At 72.2% G+C, this 16416-nt stretch carries 18 protein-coding genes; 7 read left to right on the top strand and 11 right to left on the bottom strand.

What is annotated here, in order from left to right; all coding sequences use genetic code 11:
- The first annotated feature begins 138 nt into the window (after positions 1-138).
- On the top strand, positions 139-555 hold the full coding sequence (locus IH50_RS0125705; RefSeq protein ID WP_030866879.1) for a hypothetical protein: 417 nt from the start codon (positions 139-141) through the stop codon (positions 553-555).
- Positions 556-672: 117 nt separating this feature from the next.
- Here the strand turns inward: IH50_RS0125705 and IH50_RS0125700 are convergent, their stop codons facing one another.
- The gene (locus IH50_RS0125700) at positions 673-1560 is read right to left on the bottom strand and encodes an IS3 family transposase (RefSeq protein ID WP_030866876.1); all 888 of its coding nucleotides are present in this window, start codon (positions 1558-1560) and stop codon (positions 673-675) included.
- Complete coding sequence (locus tag IH50_RS40075) at positions 1557-1889, bottom strand: transposase (RefSeq protein ID WP_158801300.1); 333 nt, start codon at positions 1887-1889, stop codon at positions 1557-1559. Before IH50_RS40075 ends, IH50_RS0125700 begins: the two co-directional genes overlap by 4 nt.
- On the opposite strand from IH50_RS40075, the gene IH50_RS0125690 reads away from it, so the two are divergent.
- Positions 1873-2178: a transposase gene (locus IH50_RS0125690; RefSeq protein ID WP_030866885.1), complete on the top strand. Its 306-nt coding sequence runs from the start codon at positions 1873-1875 to the stop codon at positions 2176-2178. The two genes, IH50_RS40075 and IH50_RS0125690, sit on opposite strands and share 17 nt — an antisense overlap.
- Positions 2175-3065: an IS3 family transposase gene (locus tag IH50_RS0125685; protein WP_030866871.1), complete on the top strand. Its 891-nt coding sequence runs from the start codon at positions 2175-2177 to the stop codon at positions 3063-3065. Before IH50_RS0125690 ends, IH50_RS0125685 begins: the two co-directional genes overlap by 4 nt.
- A 1041-nt stretch (positions 3066-4106) precedes the next feature.
- Here IH50_RS0125685 and IH50_RS0125680 read toward each other — a convergent pair.
- Entirely contained in the window at positions 4107-5078 is a 972-nt protein-coding gene (locus tag IH50_RS0125680; protein ID WP_030866869.1) for a pirin family protein, read from the bottom strand.
- A 181-nt stretch (positions 5079-5259) separates the two neighbouring features.
- Between IH50_RS0125680 and IH50_RS0125675 the strand changes: the two genes are divergently transcribed.
- Complete coding sequence (locus IH50_RS0125675) at positions 5260-6102, top strand: pentapeptide repeat-containing protein (protein ID WP_030866866.1); 843 nt, start codon at positions 5260-5262, stop codon at positions 6100-6102.
- Here IH50_RS0125675 and IH50_RS0125670 read toward each other — a convergent pair.
- The 5 genes from IH50_RS0125670 to IH50_RS0125650 form a co-directional block, all read right to left on the bottom strand.
- Entirely contained in the window at positions 6080-8209 is a 2130-nt protein-coding gene (locus tag IH50_RS0125670; protein ID WP_030866864.1) for a xanthine dehydrogenase family protein molybdopterin-binding subunit, read from the bottom strand. The genes IH50_RS0125675 and IH50_RS0125670 overlap by 23 nt on opposite strands.
- Entirely contained in the window at positions 8206-9225 is a 1020-nt protein-coding gene (locus IH50_RS0125665) for an FAD binding domain-containing protein (RefSeq protein WP_030866862.1), read from the bottom strand. The genes IH50_RS0125670 and IH50_RS0125665 overlap by 4 nt, the downstream gene beginning before the upstream one ends.
- Positions 9226-9762, bottom strand: coding sequence for a (2Fe-2S)-binding protein (locus IH50_RS0125660; RefSeq protein ID WP_030866859.1), 537 nt, complete (start codon positions 9760-9762; stop codon positions 9226-9228).
- Between the two features lie 31 nt (positions 9763-9793).
- Positions 9794-10207, bottom strand: a complete 414-nt coding sequence (locus IH50_RS0125655) for an SRPBCC family protein (protein WP_030866856.1) — start codon at positions 10205-10207, stop codon at positions 9794-9796.
- 73 nt (positions 10208-10280) lie between these two features.
- Complete coding sequence (locus IH50_RS0125650; protein WP_030866854.1) at positions 10281-10475, bottom strand: DUF2795 domain-containing protein; 195 nt, start codon at positions 10473-10475, stop codon at positions 10281-10283.
- Positions 10476-10679: 204 nt separating this feature from the next.
- On the opposite strand from IH50_RS0125650, the gene IH50_RS0125645 reads away from it, so the two are divergent.
- Positions 10680-11339 (top strand): lysophospholipid acyltransferase family protein, encoded by a 660-nt coding sequence (locus IH50_RS0125645; protein ID WP_030866851.1) that lies wholly within the window; start codon positions 10680-10682, stop codon positions 11337-11339.
- 8 nt (positions 11340-11347) lie between these two features.
- Here IH50_RS0125645 and IH50_RS0125640 read toward each other — a convergent pair whose 3' ends face one another.
- A complete protein-coding gene (locus IH50_RS0125640) occupies positions 11348-11791 on the bottom strand; it encodes a hypothetical protein (protein WP_030866850.1) in 444 nt (147 codons plus the stop codon).
- Between the two features lie 143 nt (positions 11792-11934).
- Here IH50_RS0125640 and IH50_RS0125635 point away from each other — a divergent pair, with 143 nt between their 5' ends.
- Both IH50_RS0125635 and IH50_RS0125630 read left to right on the top strand, forming a co-directional pair.
- Positions 11935-12378 (top strand): SRPBCC family protein, encoded by a 444-nt coding sequence (locus IH50_RS0125635; RefSeq protein ID WP_030866848.1) that lies wholly within the window; start codon positions 11935-11937, stop codon positions 12376-12378.
- 91 nt (positions 12379-12469) lie between these two features.
- Complete coding sequence (locus tag IH50_RS0125630; RefSeq protein WP_030866844.1) at positions 12470-13948, top strand: glutamate-cysteine ligase family protein; 1479 nt, start codon at positions 12470-12472, stop codon at positions 13946-13948.
- A 116-nt stretch (positions 13949-14064) separates the two neighbouring features.
- On the opposite strand, the gene IH50_RS0125625 is transcribed toward IH50_RS0125630, so the two are convergent.
- Together IH50_RS0125625 and IH50_RS0125620 are read right to left on the bottom strand one after the other, a co-directional pair.
- On the bottom strand, positions 14065-14787 hold the full coding sequence (locus tag IH50_RS0125625; RefSeq protein ID WP_030866841.1) for an FAD binding domain-containing protein: 723 nt from the start codon (positions 14785-14787) through the stop codon (positions 14065-14067).
- A gap of 135 nt (positions 14788-14922) precedes the next feature.
- Entirely contained in the window at positions 14923-16374 is a 1452-nt protein-coding gene (locus IH50_RS0125620) for a WGR domain-containing protein (protein WP_030866837.1), read from the bottom strand.
- Positions 16375-16416: the final 42 nt, after the last annotated feature.

Here is a 16416-nt window from a genome sequence, read left to right as displayed (position 1 = left end):
GCTTCAAGAGCCCGATCGACTACGAACGCGAGTACCGAGCCACCCTCGCCGAGGGACTGGCCGCATAGATCGTCTCCACGCTGCGAGGGGATTGACACGTGGCCCGCGAGCAGGATCGCGGTCGCTTCCCAGACCCTCGTGTACGACTTCGGCACCACCACCTGGTACCTGTGCCTGGAAACAGGCTGGTACTACAACGGTGGCGGAGACTCCGCCATCAGCATCGGCTACGACATCAACCGCGCTTGCGGCGGGGATCACTGGTATGCCAACAACACCGGCTCATACGCCCAGGACATCGGTGGCACGTGGCGGGGCGGGTGGATTCCGTCCGGCAACGAGTGGATCGCAGGGTCGGGCCTAGCCGCCGGCAAGCCGCCGGCCGAGCCGAAGCGCAGCGCGACCGAAGCCATCAAACTGGGTGAGGTCCGGCTCGGGAGCCCGACCGGCCCCAAGCTCACCGCGGCACAGCTCCAGCCGCGCCCGGGCACCGAGTCCTCCCGGAGGTCGCTCGTTCCGGTGCCTGGCATTACGGTAACCTCGCCCGGCCGGTAATCCTGCGCGGGCGGCACGTTTGGTCTGTGTGAGGCCAGGCAGAGAGTCCAGAGCGATACGCGCACGGCCTCTGCCCGGCCCTCTTGAAGTTTCCCCGTGATCTTGGACACTCGTTGGTTATGCCGCGAGGGTGTGTTGATGCCGCTGCCTGGTCTCGGCCGGGGTGAGGTAGCCGAAGATCTTGTGCTTGCGTAGACGGCGGCGGTTGTAGAAGGTCTCGATGAAGGTGAAGATCTCGGCGCGGGCGGTGGCCCGGTCGGGCCAGGTCCGGGTTCCGATCTCTTCCTTGAGCAGGGCCCAGAAACTCTCCGCCGCGGCGTTGTCGAAACACGATCCGGTGCGTCCGCAACTCTGCCGCAGCCCCAACTCCTGTATTCGGTCCCGGAATTGTGCCGATGTGTACTCGCTGCCGCGATCACTGTGGATCACGCATCCGGGCTCCAGGCCGCCTCGACCGTAGGCCATGTCGAGGGCATCGACGACGAGCTCGGCGCGATGGTGGTCGGCCATGGCATAGCCGACGACCTCGCGGGTGGCCAGGTCCAGCCAGCAGGCGAGGTAGAGCCAGCCCTCGGCCGTCGGGAGATAGGTGATGTCGCCGACCAGCTTGATCCCGGGACGCTCGGCGTGGAAGTCACGGCCGATCAGGTCCGGGGTCGGCTTCGCCTTCACGTCCGGCCGGGTCAGCGAGCGGCGCTTGCGGCGGGTGACGCCGCGGATGTCACGCTCGCGCATGACACGGGCGATGCGCTTGCGGTTCACCCGCCGCCCCAGACGCCGCAGCTCGGCGTGGATGCGCGGGACGCCATAGGTCCTGCGGGAGGCGATGTGGAGCACGGTGATCTCGTGGGCGAGCGCGTCGTCGGCCGCCTGGCGCTCTCGGCGGGCGGCCCCGGCCTCGCGCCAGGCGTAGTAGGAGGAGCGGGCCACGCGCAGCACCCGGCACAACAGCACGATCGGGTAGTTCGCCTTCTCCGCGTGGATCAACCGGTACAACGTGGTCACCGGTCGCTCTCCTTCACGAAGAAGGCCGTCGCTTTTTTCAGGATCTCGATCGTCTGCTGCTGTTCGCGGTTCTCTCTGCGGAGCCGGCGCAGTTCCTCACGCTCCGCGCTGGTCAGCTCGCCCGGGGCGCCCTCGCCCTGGTCGGCCTTGGCCCGGCGGTACCAGCCGCGCAGGGACTCGGAGCTGATGCCGAGTTCCCGGGCGACGGCGGTGACCGTCTTGCCCGAGGAATCGACGAGCGCGATTGAAGCTTCCCCTTGATGCTGGACACCTGGAAACTGGGACGTGAGGTTCCAGAGGAAGTAGTGCCAGGTGGGAAGCAAGAGCAACCGCAGCAGGCGGTACACGGAGGAGTTCAAACGGGACGCGGTCGCCCTCGTCCGCTCCTCCGGCAGGACCGTCACCGAGGTGGCCCGGGAACTCGGGGTCAGCGCCGAAGGGCTGCGGAACTGGGTCCGGCAAGACCAGGTCGACCGCGGTCAGGGGGTGCCGGGCGAGCTGACGACGGCCGAGCGGGAGGAATTGCGCCGACTGCGGCGGCAGAACCGTGAGCAGGCCGAGACGATCGAAGTGCTGCGAAAAGCGGCGGTCTTCTTCGCGAAGGAGAGCGATCGATGAACGACGTGTACGCGTTCATCGAGGCGGAGAAGACCACCCACACCGTTGCTCTGCTGTGCCGGCTGCTGAAAGTGGCCCGCTCCTCGTTCTACGCCTGGCGGTCCGGTGAACAGGCCCGCCAGGCGAGGCAGGCCGCCGACGACGCCCTGGCCCACGAGATCACCGTGCTGCACATCGCCTCCCGGCACACCTACGGTGTCCCCCGGATCCACGCCGACCTGCGCCGGCTCGGCCGCCGGGTCAACCGCAAGCGGGTGGAGCGGGTCATGCGCGAGCGCGGTATCACCGGGGTCACCCGGCGCAGGCGCCGGAGTCTGACCCGTCCGGCGAAGCGGGCCGTGCCGGCGGTCGACCTGCTCGGCCGCGACTTCACCGCACCCGAGCCCGGCACGCGGCTGGTCGGCGACATCACGTTCATCGCCACCGACGAGGGCTGGCTCTACCTGGCGACCTGGCTGGACCTGGCCACCCGCGAGATCGTCGGCTACTCGATGGCCGGCCACCACCGGGCGAGCCTGGTCGTCGACGCGCTGGCGATGGCCGCCGGCCGTGGCCGGCTCCAGCCCGGCTGCATCGCGCACTCCGACCGCGGATCGGAGTACACGTCCGAAGAACCACGCGGAGAGATACGCAGGTTGGGACTGCGCCAGAGCATGGGAAGAACAGGGTCCTGTTCCGACAACGCCGCCGAGTCCTTCTTCGCGGTCCTGAAGGAGGAGATCGGCACCCGCCGCTGGCCCGACCGGGCCACCGCCCGCACCGAGATTTTCGCCTTCATCGAGACCTTCTACAACCGCAGGCGGCTGCGGAAACACCCGCACTGGGGCTACCTGACCCCGCTGGAGATCAGGCAGCGACACGATCAAAGACACGCCCTCGCGGCGTAAGTATGGAGTGTCCAGCATCACGGGGAAAGTTCACTACAGACAGCCCGCCCTGTTCGACGGTTTGCTACGACGTAGGACGCCGGGATCGGAAGCTGTCCTTCACGACTCCATCTGGCTCGGTCGATCCCAGACCGAGCAGGGCGGCGAGGCGATGCCGGCGGGCGAAGGACCCCTGCGCCACTGTCAGCGGTGTGGACGGCCCAGATGACGCAGAAGGTGCGGCTGTTCAAACTGCGCGAGTAGGTGGTCGTCGTCTCCTCGCTGACAAGGGAGCCGCTCGCAGCGAGGATGTCGACGGGATCGCGGGGCTCGTGGTCACTGTCGAGACGCTGGATGGAGCGGGCAGTTGGTCCACCGCCATCGAACTGCCCGTCGCTGTCGACACCGAGCAGGGTCCACGGCCCAGCAGGCCCTCGACCGGTGCGCGTCAGCGCCTGTGACGAGAGGAACCGTGATCGACCGGGGATGACATGGAACGGGCGGGCCGTCGAGAAGCCACTGGATCGCCTGGCGGGCCAGCCCGTCGCCGGCTTCGGACTCGACCGCGACTCACTGCTGGTGTGCAACTGCTGGGACCGCTTGAGGGGCCGAGTGACGCATCGCTGCTTCCGAAGGAGAGGCTCGGGGTTCAGGTTGCTTGACGCGAAGTCCAGGTCGGGTACACACCCGCCCAGTACATCGCTTGTCGGATTCCCTCGAGCAGCACGCATCGTCACTCCTGAGCGGCCACCACGGGACGAGCCCGTCGGCTCCAGAGTCGGCATCAGCGAAGCGCTGTAGCGCCGAGGGCGCCTCACGAAGGGGCGAGTGGAGAGGGCGCCGCTCTGCCACCTACCTGACGACCCATCAGAAAAGTCGGCAAAAGGTCAGCATTGGTTCGCCTGAAGCTGCCCGCAGATGCCCATGCCTTGGGAACTGCGGACAGCTTCAGAGAGACCTGAGAGGCAGGAACCGAAGCCCGTGCCAGGGGGTTGGCCACGTCGCCGGACAGGCGCAGCGGCGATCCTGAGCCCCTTGATTCGAGACTCACGTTTCCGCAGGTCAGCGCATCCTTCCTCGCGGCTTCAGGGGTGCGTTCGGCAGCTCCGGCGCGGGCAGTGGAGCCCCGTCGTACCCCTGCACCTCGCCGAAACGGGACCCCTTCGTCCAGTCCTCGCGGGCCTGGACGATGTCGTCGTGCGACCGGCCGATGAAGTTCCACCACATGACGATCTCCTCCTGGAAGGGCGGCCCGCCCAGGAGCAGCAGCCGGGCCGGGACCGTCGCCCGGTTGGCCAGGGTGAGGGCGGTGCGGCCCGGGGGCGCGTATCCCAGTTCGGCCGGTCGCAGGAGCGTGTCGGCGAGGAGGACGTCGCCGCTGTCGACGAGGACTCCGTGTTCGAAGCCGGGGTCCACGTCGAGGGTCACGCGGGCGCCCGGGTCCAGGGTGATCTCGGCGCCGAGCAGGGGGGTGAAGGTGCGCACCGGTGAGGTGTCGCCGGCGAGCGTGCCCAGGAAGACGCGCGCCTCGCCGCCGTCCAGCGCGAGCGGGGAGGGGACGTGGTGCTGGAAGTCCCGCGCCGTGTCGCGGTGTTCCGCGGGCAGCGCCACCCACAGCTGCGCGCCGTGCAGGATCCGGGTGCTCCCGGTGGAGACCTCGGAGTGGCTGATGCCGTGCCCGCCGGTCATGAGGTTGAGTTCGCCGGGCCGGACGAAGGCGTGGCTGCCGAGGCTGTCGCGGTGTTCGATCTCGCCGCTGAACAGCCAGCTGACGGTCTGCAGGCCGGTGTGCGGGTGCGGCGGCACCCGCATGCCCCCGGACTCGGCGATGTCGTCGGGACCGTAGTGGTCGGCGAAGCACCACGCCCCGATGAGGGTGCGCGCCCGCTGGGGCAGGGTCCGCCGCACCCGCATGGCCCGGGGGCCGCCGAGGGGTACGTCCCTCGGGGTGAGGATCTCGATGCCCGGCGGGGGCGGTCCGTCGACGTCCGCGCCGCAGAGCGCCTCCGTCGGGTGCGTTTCCGTGTTGCTCATGGCCCGATCCTCCACCACCACAGAAAAGTTCGGAATTCAACTTTAATGGGTCGATCATAGGCCGGACGCCCCGGGATCGCGCGCCGACGGCCGCGGGCCGTCGGCCGTCCGCGCGAATCCGCGGGTGGGCCGTCTGCGAGGATGGACGCGACCGCTCGTCGTACGAACAGGAGCCCGCACGGTGTCACCACAGCACGAAGCCCCCGCGGCCTCCACGGCTCCCGGGGGCCGCGAGGACCTCCGGGCCGATTGCGCCAACTGCTTCGGCCTGTGCTGCGTGGCCCTGCCCTTCGCCCGCTCCGCCGACTTCGCCGTCGACAAGGCCGCGGGGCAGCCGTGTTCCCACCTCCGGACGGACTTCCGCTGCGGCATCCACGAGCGGCTGCGCGACAAGGGCTACTCCGGCTGCACCGTCTTCGACTGCTTCGGCGCCGGGCAGAAGGTGTCCCAGGTCACCTTCGGCGGCACCGACTGGCGCCGGGCGCCGGAGTCGGCGCGCGCCATGTTCCAGGTCTTCCCCGTGATGCGGCAGCTGCACGAGCTGCTCCGGTACGTCGCCGAGGCCCTCGGCCTCGCGGCGGCCCGGCCCGTCCACCGGGAGCTGCGGCGGGCGCTGGACCGGATCGACGGCCTGACCCGCGGCAGCGCCGAGTCGGTCGCCGCGCTGGACGTGAACGCGCTGCGCGGCGAGGTCAACCCGCTGCTGCTGCGGGCGAGCGAACTCGCCCGGGCCCGGGTCCCGGGCCGCAGGAGGAACCACCGCGGAGCCGATCTGATCGGTGCCCGGCTGTCCGGCGCCGACCTGCGCGGGGCGAGCCTGCGCGGCGCCCTCCTCGTCGCCGCCGACCTCGCCGGGGCCGACCTGCGCGACGCCGACCTGATCGGTGCCGACCTGCGCGACGCGAACCTCGGCGGCGCCGATCTCACCGGCGCCCTCTTCCTCACCCAGGCGCAGCTCGACGCGGCCCGGGGCGACGCGGCCACCGTGCTGCCCCCCGCCCTCAGCCGGCCCGCCCACTGGTAGGCGCGGGCGGTCCGGACAGTCCGGCGAGCACCTTGTCGGGGGTCAGCGGGAGTTCGCGGAAGCGGACGCCGGTGGCGTGGTGGACGGCGTTGCCGATGGCGGCCGCACTGCCCACGTTGCCGATCTCGCCGATCCCCTTGCTGCCCATCGGGTTGAGGCGGGTGTCGTCCTCCTCGATCCAGTGCGCCTCCACGGCGGGCACGTCGGCGTGCGCGGGCACGTGGTACGACGCCAGGTCGGACTCGGTGAAGTCGCCGAACGCGGCGTCCATCGTGCTGCCCTCGGTCAGCGCCATGCCCAGCCCCATGACCATGCCCCCGATGAACTGGGAGCGCGCGGTACGGGCGTTGAGGATCCGTCCGGCGGCGAAGACCCCGAGCATCCGGCGCACCCGGACCTCGCCGGTGACGGAGTCGACGGTGACCTCGGCGAAGTGTGCGCCGAAGGCGTGGCGGGCGTAAGGGCTCTCGGCGTCCGCCCGGCCCGTCGTGTCGGCGTGGGCGGCGATGCCCTCGTCGGGCAGCCGGCCGGTGAGACCACCGAGCCGGCCCGCGAGCCTGGTGCACGCGTCGTGCACGGCCCATCCCCAGGAGGCGGTTCCGGAGGACCCCCCGGCCAGGGACGCGGGCGGCAGGTCGCTGTCGCCGATGTCGGCCCGTACCCGGTCCAGGGGCACGCGGAGGGTGTCGGCCGCCACCTGGGCGAGCACGGTGCGGGCTCCGGTGCCGATGTCGGTGGCGTTGACGCGGACGACGAAGGTGCCGTCCGGCAGCGCCCGGGCCTCGGCGGCGGACGGCTGCACGAGGACGGGGTAGGTGGCCGCCGCGACGCCCGTGCCGATCAGCAGGGGTCCCTCCGCCCGGGTACGGGGACGGGGGTCCCCGTGGTCCCAGCCGAAGCGGCGCGCGCCCTCGCGCAGACACTCCGTGAGGTGCCTGCTGCTGAACGGTTTGCCGCTGTCCGGTTCCCGCTCGGGTTCGTTGAGGAGGCGCAGCCGTACCGGGTCCATGCCGAGGGCTGTGGCGAGTTCGTCCACCGCCGACTCCAGGGCGTACATGCCGGGGCATTCGCCGGGGGCGCGCATCCAGGACGGGGTCGGCACGTCGAGCCGGACCACTCGGTGGAGCGTGCGGCTGTTCGGGGTGGCGTACATGACGCGTGCGGGGACCGCCGCCTGCTCCACGAACTCCTTGACGCGGGAGGTGTGGGTGACGATCTCGTGGGTCAGGCCGGTCAGCCGGCCGTCGTCACCGGCGCCGAGGCGAAGCCGGTGCAGGGTGGGGGCCCGGTGGCCGACGAGTGCGGGCATGTCGCGGCGGGGCAGGGCGACGGTGACGGGCCGGCCGGTCTCCCGGGCGGCCATGACGGCGAGGACGACGTCGGGGCGCGGGGTGCCCTTGGAGCCGAAGCCGCCGCCCACATGGCCGGTGTCGACGGTGATCCGGTCCTCGGGCAGCCCGAACAGCGCGGCGAGCGTGGCGCGCACCGCGGTGCCGCCCTGGCTGGAGGTGTGCACGACGAGCCGGTCGCTTTCCCAGCGGGCCGTACTGGTGTGGGGCTCCATGGGGTGGTTGTGCAGCGGCGGCACACGGTAGGAGACGTCGACCCGGACGGGGGCGGAGGCGAGGGCGCCGTCGGGGTCTCCGTACTCGCGGCGGGCCGGGTGGCCGGCGTTGGCGGTCTCCGGCTCGTACACCCCGGGATGGTCCGCGGTGAGGGTCACGTCGTGCTCCTCCGCGGCGTACTCGATCCGGACGGCCGCGGCGGCGGCACGGGCCTCCTCCGGGGAGCGGGCGACGACGAGTGCGACGATCCAGCCGCGGTGCGGCACTTGGGGGTCCTGGAGCACGGCGAGGGTGGGGTCGTCGGGCTCGGTGAGCCGGGGGGCGTTCTCGTGGGTGAGCACGGTCAGGACGCCGGGCGACTCCAGGGCGGCCGTGGTGTCGACAGCCGTCACCCGGCCGCGGGCGACGGTCGCGGGGACCGGCCAGGCGTGGGCGCGGTCCGGCAGGGGGTGCTCGGCGGCGTAGCGGGCGCCGCCGGTGACCTTCTCGCGCCCTTCGCGGCGTTCGGCCGGAGCGCCCAGCGCGGTACCGGTGCCGGTCATGAGTCCTCCGTGAGGTGTCGGGGGCGCCGGGCCTGCGGTGCGAGCCGGGTCAGGACGTCCACGGCGAGATTGCGGGCGAGGGGCACCTTGTGGCCGTTGTCGCGCAGCGGCCGGGCCGCCTCGAGTTCGAGGTCCACGGCGCGGGCGAAGGAGTCCGGGGTCGCCGGGGCGCCGCGCAGTGCCGTCTCGGCGCGTTCGGCCCGCCACGGCTTGTGGGCGAGCGCGCCGAAGGCGAGCCCCACATGGGCGATCGTGCCGTCGTCCGCCGTGTCCAGGACGGCGGCGACCGACGCCAGGGCGAAGGCGTACGAGGCGCGGTCGCGGGCCTTGCGGTAGGCGGAGGGCAGGGACGCCGTGGCGGCCGGCAGTACCACGCCGGTGATCAGTTCGCCGGGCCGGATCTCGGTGTCCCGCTCCGGGTGGTCGCCGGGGAGCCGGTGGAACCGGTCCGCCGGGACGTCCCGGGCCCCCTGGCCGCCGTACAGTTCCACGCGTGCGTCCAGGGCGGCCAGGGCGACCGCCATGTCCGAGGGGTGGGTGGCGACGCAGTGCTCGGAGTGGCCGAGGACCGCGTGGTCGCGGTGGGTGCCCTCCCGGGCGCCGCAGCCGCTGCCGGGCGCACGCTTGTTGCAGGGTTTGGACAGGTCCTGGAAGTGGGGGCAGCGGGTGCGCTGGAGGAGGTTGCCGCCGGTGGTGGCGGCGTTGCGCAGCTGCCCGGAGGCGCCGGCGAGGAGCGCCTGGGACAGGGCGGGGTAGCGGTCGCGGACCAGAGGGTGGGCCGCGAGGTCGCTGTTGCGGACGGTGGCACCGGCGCGCACGGAGCCGTCGGACAGTTCCTCCACCGTGTCCAGCGGCAGCCGGCTGACGTCGACGAGGACGTCGGGGCGTTCCACGCCCAGCTTCATCAGGTCGACCAGGTTGGTGCCGCCGGCGAGGCAGCGGGCGCCGGGATGCGCGGCGAGCGCCTCGGCCGCCTCCTCGACGGTGCCGGCCCGCACGTATCCGAAGGGCTTCACTCAGATCACGTCCTCGACGGCCTCGACGATGTGCGGGTAGGCGCCGCAGCGGCACAGGTTGCCGCTGAGCCGCTCGCGGATCTCGGCGGCGTCCAGCGCGACGGGCCGCCCGGAGGGGGCGGCGGGGTCGGTGACGTGGGAGGGATGGCCTGCCTCGGCCTCGGCGAGGGCGCCGACGGCGGAGCAGATCTGCCCCGGTGTGCAGTACCCGCACTGGAAGGCGTCCCGGTCGAGGAAGGCCTGCTGCAGGGGGTGCAGACCGTCGCCGCCGTCGGTGAGGCCCTCGACCGTGGTGACGTCGCGGCCGTCCAGGGAGACGGCCAGGAGCAGGCAGCTGTTGACGCGGCGGCCGTCGACCAGGACCGTGCAGGCCCCGCACTGGCCGTGGTCGCAGCCCTTCTTGGCGCCGGTGAGGCCGAGGTCCTCGCGCAGGACGTCCAGCAGGACCCGCCGGTGGTCGAGGCGGAGGGTGTGCGGTGTGCCGTTGACCCTGAGTGCGGTGTCCGAGCGGTGCTCGGGGGCGGGCTCACTGCTCATGGCGGGGTGGCCTTCCGGACGGGGCGGACGGTCAGCCGGCGGCGTTGTCGACACGGAGCCGTACCTGTTCCTCCAGGCGCCGGAGGCTGGAGTCCAGGGCATCGCCGACGGCCTTCTCGCCCGGATCGTGGCTGTCCTCGAAGAAGGAGAGGTGCACCGTGACCTCGCTGGCCCCGCTGCCGATGCCGGCGACCTGCAGCCAGCCGGTGTAACTGCCCTGCTCACGCGTGCCCCATTCGAGCCGCATCTGATCCGGCTGGGCACGGAACAGCGCGGAGGTGTCCTCGTCGGAGCGGTCCTCGTGCACGGTGACGGCGGGCAGCTCCTCGGCGTGCACGTGCAGGGCCTCGGGCAGCCAGTCGCCCATCTGCTCGACGTTGGCGGCCTGGTCGAAGACGTGCTCGGGTGATGCGGGCATCGTGTGCGAACGCTCGTACTCGGTCATCGCGGTACCGTCTCTCGTCTCGGTTGTCCGGCAGGACCGGGGGCCGCCGTGCGGGCAGCCCCCGGATGCGGCGCTATGCGTTGCCGAAGACCGCCTTCTGCACCTCGTCGGGGCCGTCGAACCGCTTGGTTCCGGTCTGCCCCAGCTTCTTGACGAGGGTGTCGTCCGCGCCGTTGCTCTTCGCCACGGAGACGAGGTCGTCCTGGCCGGCGGGGTATTCGGCGCCCTTGAGGGCCTTCTGCAGGTCGATCGGGCTGAGGTCGGCCATGGCAGCCTCCCGTGGTGGAGCGGCGCGGCGTGTCCGCGCGGGGACGGGGCGGGTACCCAGGGCGCGCGAGGATGATTCAGCCCTGGTTCCCGGCCACGGACCGAGTAGGAGGTGCCGCCGGTCCGAGTACGCGTACTCAGGCGCGGGGAGTCCCTCGTGCCCGAAGCTGGCCGGCAGGAATCCCGTCTGCCGGAAGGACGTCCCTTGCTCAGCCGTGCCGCCGCCGTCCTGCTGCCGTTGTTCGGGCGGCTCACCGTCACCCGTGAGACCGACGGGCCGTTCCCCGCGGGCAGTGTCTTCGTCGCCAACCACGACTCGATGGCCGATCCGGCACTCGTACTGGCCGCCCTGCGCGGGGCGGGCGTGACACCGGTCGTCCTGGCGACGGCGGGGCTGTGGCGGGTGCCGGTGCTGGGGCGCGCCCTGTCGAAGGGCGGGCACGTTCCCGTGCACCGGGGCTCGGCCCGCGCGGCGGACGCGCTTCGGGCCGCGGCGGAGGCGGTGCGGTCGGGACGCCACGTGCTCATCTACGCGGAGGGGGGCCTGCCGTCGCGCCGGGACGCGGGGTGTGCCGCGCCCCGGCCGTTCCGTACGGGTCTGGCGCGGCTGTCGGCCGCGACCGGCGCGCCGGTCGTCCCCGTGGGCCAAGTAGGGGCCCGGCGGCTGGCCTCCGGGCCGGCCGTGAAGCAACTGGCCGGTGTGCTCACCGCCCCGGTGCGCCGTCCGCGTCTCCATGTCCACATCGGCCGTCCCGTGCACCTGCCGCCCGGCACGGCGGCCGGGACGGCGACGGCGCACCGGGCGGTGAGTGACGCCTGGCGGCGGGCCGCCCGGGCCGTGGGCGAGCCGGCCCACGAGGGCTGACCGGGCGGCTACCGGTCGCCCGGGTCGGTGCGGCCGGCCAGGCGTTCGTAGCGCTGCCGGGCGGCCTGCGGGCTGCCCAGGCCGAGGCCGAAGGCGATCTCCGGCCAGGTCATGCCGCGTCCACGCGCCATCTCCAGGAGTCCGGCCTCCAGCTCGTCCATCTCCGCGCGGGCACGCGGTACGAGGCTCAGCGCGGCGGTGATGTCCGCGTGGTCCACCTCGGGCTCACCGTCCTCGGGCAGCGCGGCGCCGCTGAGCAGGAAGGCCACGAGCCGGACCGCCTCGTGCGGACCGATCACTCCGGGGTGGATCTGGCGGCGGCGCTGCGCGTCCGTGGCCGCGTGCCGCTCGGCGATGCGGAACAGGGAGGCGTGCACCCGCTGGACGCGCGCCGCGTCGGAACTCGGCGGTGTGAAGGGGTCGTCGGACTGTTCATGAGTCTTCGCAGGCATGACACGAGCATCCCGGAATGAACATTACGTTGTCAACGAAAAATTTTCTCCCGGAGTCCGATGACTTTCCGCACCCCCGCACGTCTGCATCTGTGACAGGCCGCCCACCGACCGGGGCACGGACGAGACGAGAGGACAACACCATGAGCGCCGAGCCGACCACCACGGACAACGCCTTCTCCTACCACCTGACCCGCACACTGGACGCCCCGGTGGGCAGGGTGTGGCAGGCGTGGACCACTCCGGACCGGTACGCCCGGTGGGCGTACGCCGTTCCCGGCTCCGTCGAGATGGACGTACGGCCGGGCGGCGCCTGGAAGGCCACCATGGTCACGCCGGACGGCGGCGAGGTCCCGCTGACCGGGTCCTACCTGGAGGTCACCGAGAACCGCCTGCTGGTGGTGGGGATGGACGTGCCCGGCAGGCCCGAGCCGTCGGTGATGACCGTGGAACTCGCCGAGGACGGCGGCCGGACGCGGATCGCGCTCCGCCAGACGTGCGACACGGCGGAGGAACGCGACATGGCCGAGCAGGGCAGCACCATGCTCCTCGACGGCCTGACCGCCTTCCTGGCCGAGGAGGCCTAGGCCGCGGACCGGGCTCGCGTGGTCGGACTCGCCCGCTGGTGCGAGTCTGGGGTGGACAGGTTCCGAGGACGAGAGCCCTGGAGGGAGACCGATGGGACGGGACGTCCCGGCGCTCACCTTCACCCGCGAGGACCGCCGCCGCTACCGGATCAAGATGCAGGAGTGCCTGGAGACGTTCGCGCAGATGCTGCGCGAGTCGCGCTTCGAGGCCGAGCGGCCCCAGGTGGGGCTGGAGATCGAGCTGAACCTGGTCGACGACCGGGCCGAGCCCGCGATGCGCAACACCGATGTGCTGGAGGCCATCGCGGACCCGGCCTGGGCGACGGAGCTGGGCCGGTTCAACCTGGAGATCAACATCCCGCCGCGGCGGCTCACGGCAGGCGGCCCCGACTCCTGGGAGTCCGAGATCCGCGACGCGCTGAACCACGCGGAGCGGCGCGCCGGGTCGATCGGCACCCGTCTGATCATGACGGGCATCCTTCCCACCCTGCGCCAGGAGGACGTCGGTGAGGGAGCGCTGTCGGAGAACCCGCGCTACCGGCTGCTCAACGACCAGATCTTCGCGGCGCGCGGGGAGGACCTGCACATCGAGGTGACCGGCATCGACCGGCTGCGCACCTACGCGGACACGATCACCCCGGAGGCCGCCTGCACCAGCACGCAGTTCCACCTCCAGGTGTCCCCGGAGCAGTTCGCCGGCTACTGGAACGCGGCGCAGGCGATCGCCGGCGTCCAGGTCGCGCTCGCCGCCAACTCCCCCTTCCTGTTCGGCAAGGAACTGTGGCACGAGACCCGGATCCCGCTGTTCGAGCAGGCCACGGACACCCGCCCGCAGGAGATCAAGGTGCAGGGGGTGCGGCCCCGGGTGTGGTTCGGGGAGCGCTGGATCACCAGCGTCTTCGACCTCTTCGAGGAGAACCTGCGCTACTTCCCGGCCCTGCTCCCGCTGTGCGACGAACAGAACCCGGCGGAGACGCTGGAGCGCGGCGACATCCCCGAACTCGGGGAGCTGACCCTGCACAACGGCACCATCTACCGCTGGAACCGCCCGGTCTACGCCGTCGCCCAGGACAGGCCCCACGTGCGGGTGGAGAACCGGGTGCTGCCCGCGGGACCGACCGTGGCCGACACCCTCGCCAACGGCGCCTTCTACTACGGACTGACCCGCGCCCTGGTGGAGGAGGACCGCCCGGTCTGGTCACGGATGTCCTTCTCCGCCGCCGAGGACAATCTGCGGACGGCGGCGCGGTACGGCATCGACGCCCGGCTGTACTGGCCCGGGATGGGCGAGGTGCCCGCCTCCGAACTGGTCCTGCGGCGGCTGCTGCCGCTGGCGCACCGCGGCCTTGAGCGCTCCGGCATGGACGACGCCTGGCGGGAGCCGCTGCTCGGCGTCATCGAGCAGCGCTGTGTCACCGGCCGCAACGGGGCGGTGTGGCAGAAGGAGATGTTCCACCGCATCGAGGACTCGGCGCACTGCGGCCGGCACGAGGCGCTGCGGCGCATGACGCAGCAGTACATCGACTACATGCACCTCAACGCCCCGGTCCACACCTGGCCCGTGGAGTGATCCGGGCGGGCGCACGGGCCGGGCCCGCGTACCCGCCTGCCCGGCCGGCGGTTGAACGGCGGGCACCGGTGCGCCGCCCGGGTGGCCCGGGGGCGCTTCGGCGCCGACGGCCGGCGTCAGCGGCCGGTGGTGCGGTCCAGGAGCGCGGTCACCTCGCGGCGCACCTCGTCCCGCACCTCGGCGGGCAGTGATCCCAGGTCCGTACGGTCCAGGGCCCGCAGCACCTCCTCGGCTCCGGTGTCGCAGGGCGTGGTCCCGCTGACCACCTCGTAGCCGTCCCGGACGGCGACGAAGAGACGGTGGGCGCCGTCGCCGTCGGTGTGCACGGCGGTGGCGACGACGAGGGGCGGCGGCCCGCCCGCCTCACCGTCCGCCTTGTAGTATCCGCTGGCCACGGGGTCGCGCCAGCGGATACCGAGCAGCAGAGGGCGTTTGGCCACCACTTCGGCCAGGTCGGTCTCGTAGGTGCCGTCCCGGTCCAGCACGGTCGCCCGCGCGTCCAGGACCAGCGCCGCGGGCAGCAGACAGCGCAGGGTGCTGCCCACGATGTTGCCGCCGACGGTGGCCGTACGGCGCACGGCGCCGGTGCCCACGGTGGAGGCCGCTCGGCGCAGCACGTCCGGCACCCGGTCGTCCACCTGGTGCAGCAGGACGGCGGCGCCCAGCGCCTCGCGTTCTATGAGGGTGGCCTGGGGCAGCTTGCGCAGGGACATCGCCTGCTCGGGGAAGCCGTCGCGCTGCCAGAGGGCCCACACGAGGGTGGCTCCGCCGACGGGCACCGCTCCTTCGGCCAGATACCGCTGGGCTTCGGACAGGGATGTGGGAAGACGCAACAGCACGACGGTCGACCTGCTTTCCTGAACGGGGCCGGGAAACCACGGCGTTCCACGGAGTGATCACGAGCACTGCATTGTCCGCACCCGTGCGGGGGCGCATACAGGGCTCACGGGTTCGCCGAGTGCGCCCGCCGGCGGTCACTGGAGCCGGCGGATCTCCCCGCGCACCCGGTAGAAGCCGCCGGCCGCCGGGTGCAGCGCGTCCACGACGTAGCGTGCGCCGGGCACCCGTATCGCCCGCGGGAACTGCACGTTCCAGGAACCGTCGTAGCCGTCGGACACGACATGGACGCGCAGCCGGCCGTTCTGCTGCACGCACTCGACGACGACGGCACCGGTGGGGGCCTGCGCGACGGTCGCCACCGCGGTCGCGGCCGTGGCCGGCGCGTAGGTCGGCAGGGCCGCGGCGAGCTTGACGTCCCGCGCGACCGGCACCGTGCCCTGCTGCGCCGCGGTGACGGCGGCCTCGCTCGCGTCCACGCACACCAGGGAACCGTCCGTGGTCACCAGGTAGAGCCGCTCGTTCCGGTACTGCATGGACAGTGCCGATCCGCCTCCCGTGCCGAGCTTCCACAGGCGCGTGCCGTCCCGGTCGAAGCAGTAGACGGACGACGCGGCGTCACCGGCGAAGACGAACCGTCCGCCCGGGGAGGTGGCGCAGGAGTACACGGCGCTGTCGCAGGCGTAGGTGGCCTCGATGGCGCCGGTCGCCTTCGACAGCCGCTGCACTACGCGGTGTGCCGTGCCGGCGTAGACGGTGTCCTCCTCCTGCCAGCCGAACAGCACCCCGCCGCGGGTGGGGGTGTGCCACAGCTCGCCGCCGCCGTCGGGCGCGTAGGCGGTGACGCCTCTGTGGTGGCCGTGGTAGACGGCCCGGTCGTCGGCGCGGACCATCCAGGCGTGCTCGCCCTGGCTGCGGCGGGTCCACTGGTGCTCGTCCTCGTGGTCGATGACGGTGAGGCGGCCGTCGCGGTCCGAGACGTTCAGCACGCCCTCGTGGATGTCCAGCCAGAAGATGTCGACGTCCGCGGCGATGTCGTAGGCGGCGAACGGCAGCTTCGAGGAGAGGTCGTAGACCCGGCCGTCGTCACAGCCCGCGTAGATCCAGAAGTCGTCCGCGACCAGGCACTTCACCCCGTCCGGCAGGCTGAAGCGGGCCAGCACCTCGCCCTCGTGGTCCAGGGTGAAGACGTCACCGGACTGGTTGCCGACCCAGCAGCGGTCGTCGTCGACGTGGATGCCGAACGCCGAGGAGCCGGTGCCGAACCGCCACAGCACGGGGGCCACGGCGCGCGCCGTGGACGGGGCCGAGGCCACCTGACGGCGGGTCACCGCGCGCGGGGCCCGCTGCCCCCGCACCGCCGGCTCGTAGCCCTTGCGGACCTTCTCCCCCACCTTCTTCGCCGCGGCGGCCTGCGCCTTCGCGACCGTGGGGAACGTCGTCGTCTGGGTCTGCCCCGCCGCGCCGATCCTGCCGTAGCGCACCGTCACCGTCTGCCCGTCGACCGTCACTTCGTAGAACTTGTGCGCGGCGCCGTCCTCCTGCGACAGCTCCAGATACGTCGTCGACACCGTGGAACCAGCGGACATGGCAAACCCCTCCCCAGACGGAACCCGCGGCCGTTCCGCCGG

The organism is Streptomyces sp. NRRL S-37, assembly GCF_000721605.1.
Taxonomy (GTDB): Bacteria; Actinomycetota; Actinomycetes; order Streptomycetales; family Streptomycetaceae; genus Streptomyces.
This window is presented reverse-complemented; position numbering and strand designations above follow the sequence as displayed.

Excerpts from the sequence above, each read along its gene's own strand:
- IH50_RS0125670 (WP_030866864.1), bottom strand. The coding sequence starts at position 8,209 with ATGACCGGCACCGGTACCGCGCTGGGCGCTCCGGCCGAACGCCGCGAA.
- IH50_RS0125680 (WP_030866869.1), bottom strand. The coding sequence starts at position 5,078 with ATGAGCAACACGGAAACGCACCCGACGGAGGCGCTCTGCGGCGCGGAC.
- IH50_RS0125640 (WP_030866850.1), bottom strand. The coding sequence starts at position 11,791 with ATGCCTGCGAAGACTCATGAACAGTCCGACGACCCCTTCACACCGCCG.
- IH50_RS0125635 (WP_030866848.1), top strand. The coding sequence starts at position 11,935 with ATGAGCGCCGAGCCGACCACCACGGACAACGCCTTCTCCTACCACCTG.
- IH50_RS0125630 (WP_030866844.1), top strand. The coding sequence starts at position 12,470 with ATGGGACGGGACGTCCCGGCGCTCACCTTCACCCGCGAGGACCGCCGC.
- IH50_RS0125655 (WP_030866856.1), bottom strand. The coding sequence starts at position 10,207 with ATGACCGAGTACGAGCGTTCGCACACGATGCCCGCATCACCCGAGCAC.
- IH50_RS0125620 (WP_030866837.1), bottom strand. The coding sequence starts at position 16,374 with ATGTCCGCTGGTTCCACGGTGTCGACGACGTATCTGGAGCTGTCGCAG.
- IH50_RS0125650 (WP_030866854.1), bottom strand. The coding sequence starts at position 10,475 with ATGGCCGACCTCAGCCCGATCGACCTGCAGAAGGCCCTCAAGGGCGCC.
- IH50_RS0125660 (WP_030866859.1), bottom strand. The coding sequence starts at position 9,762 with ATGAGCAGTGAGCCCGCCCCCGAGCACCGCTCGGACACCGCACTCAGG.
- IH50_RS0125685 (WP_030866871.1), top strand. The coding sequence starts at position 2,175 with ATGAACGACGTGTACGCGTTCATCGAGGCGGAGAAGACCACCCACACC.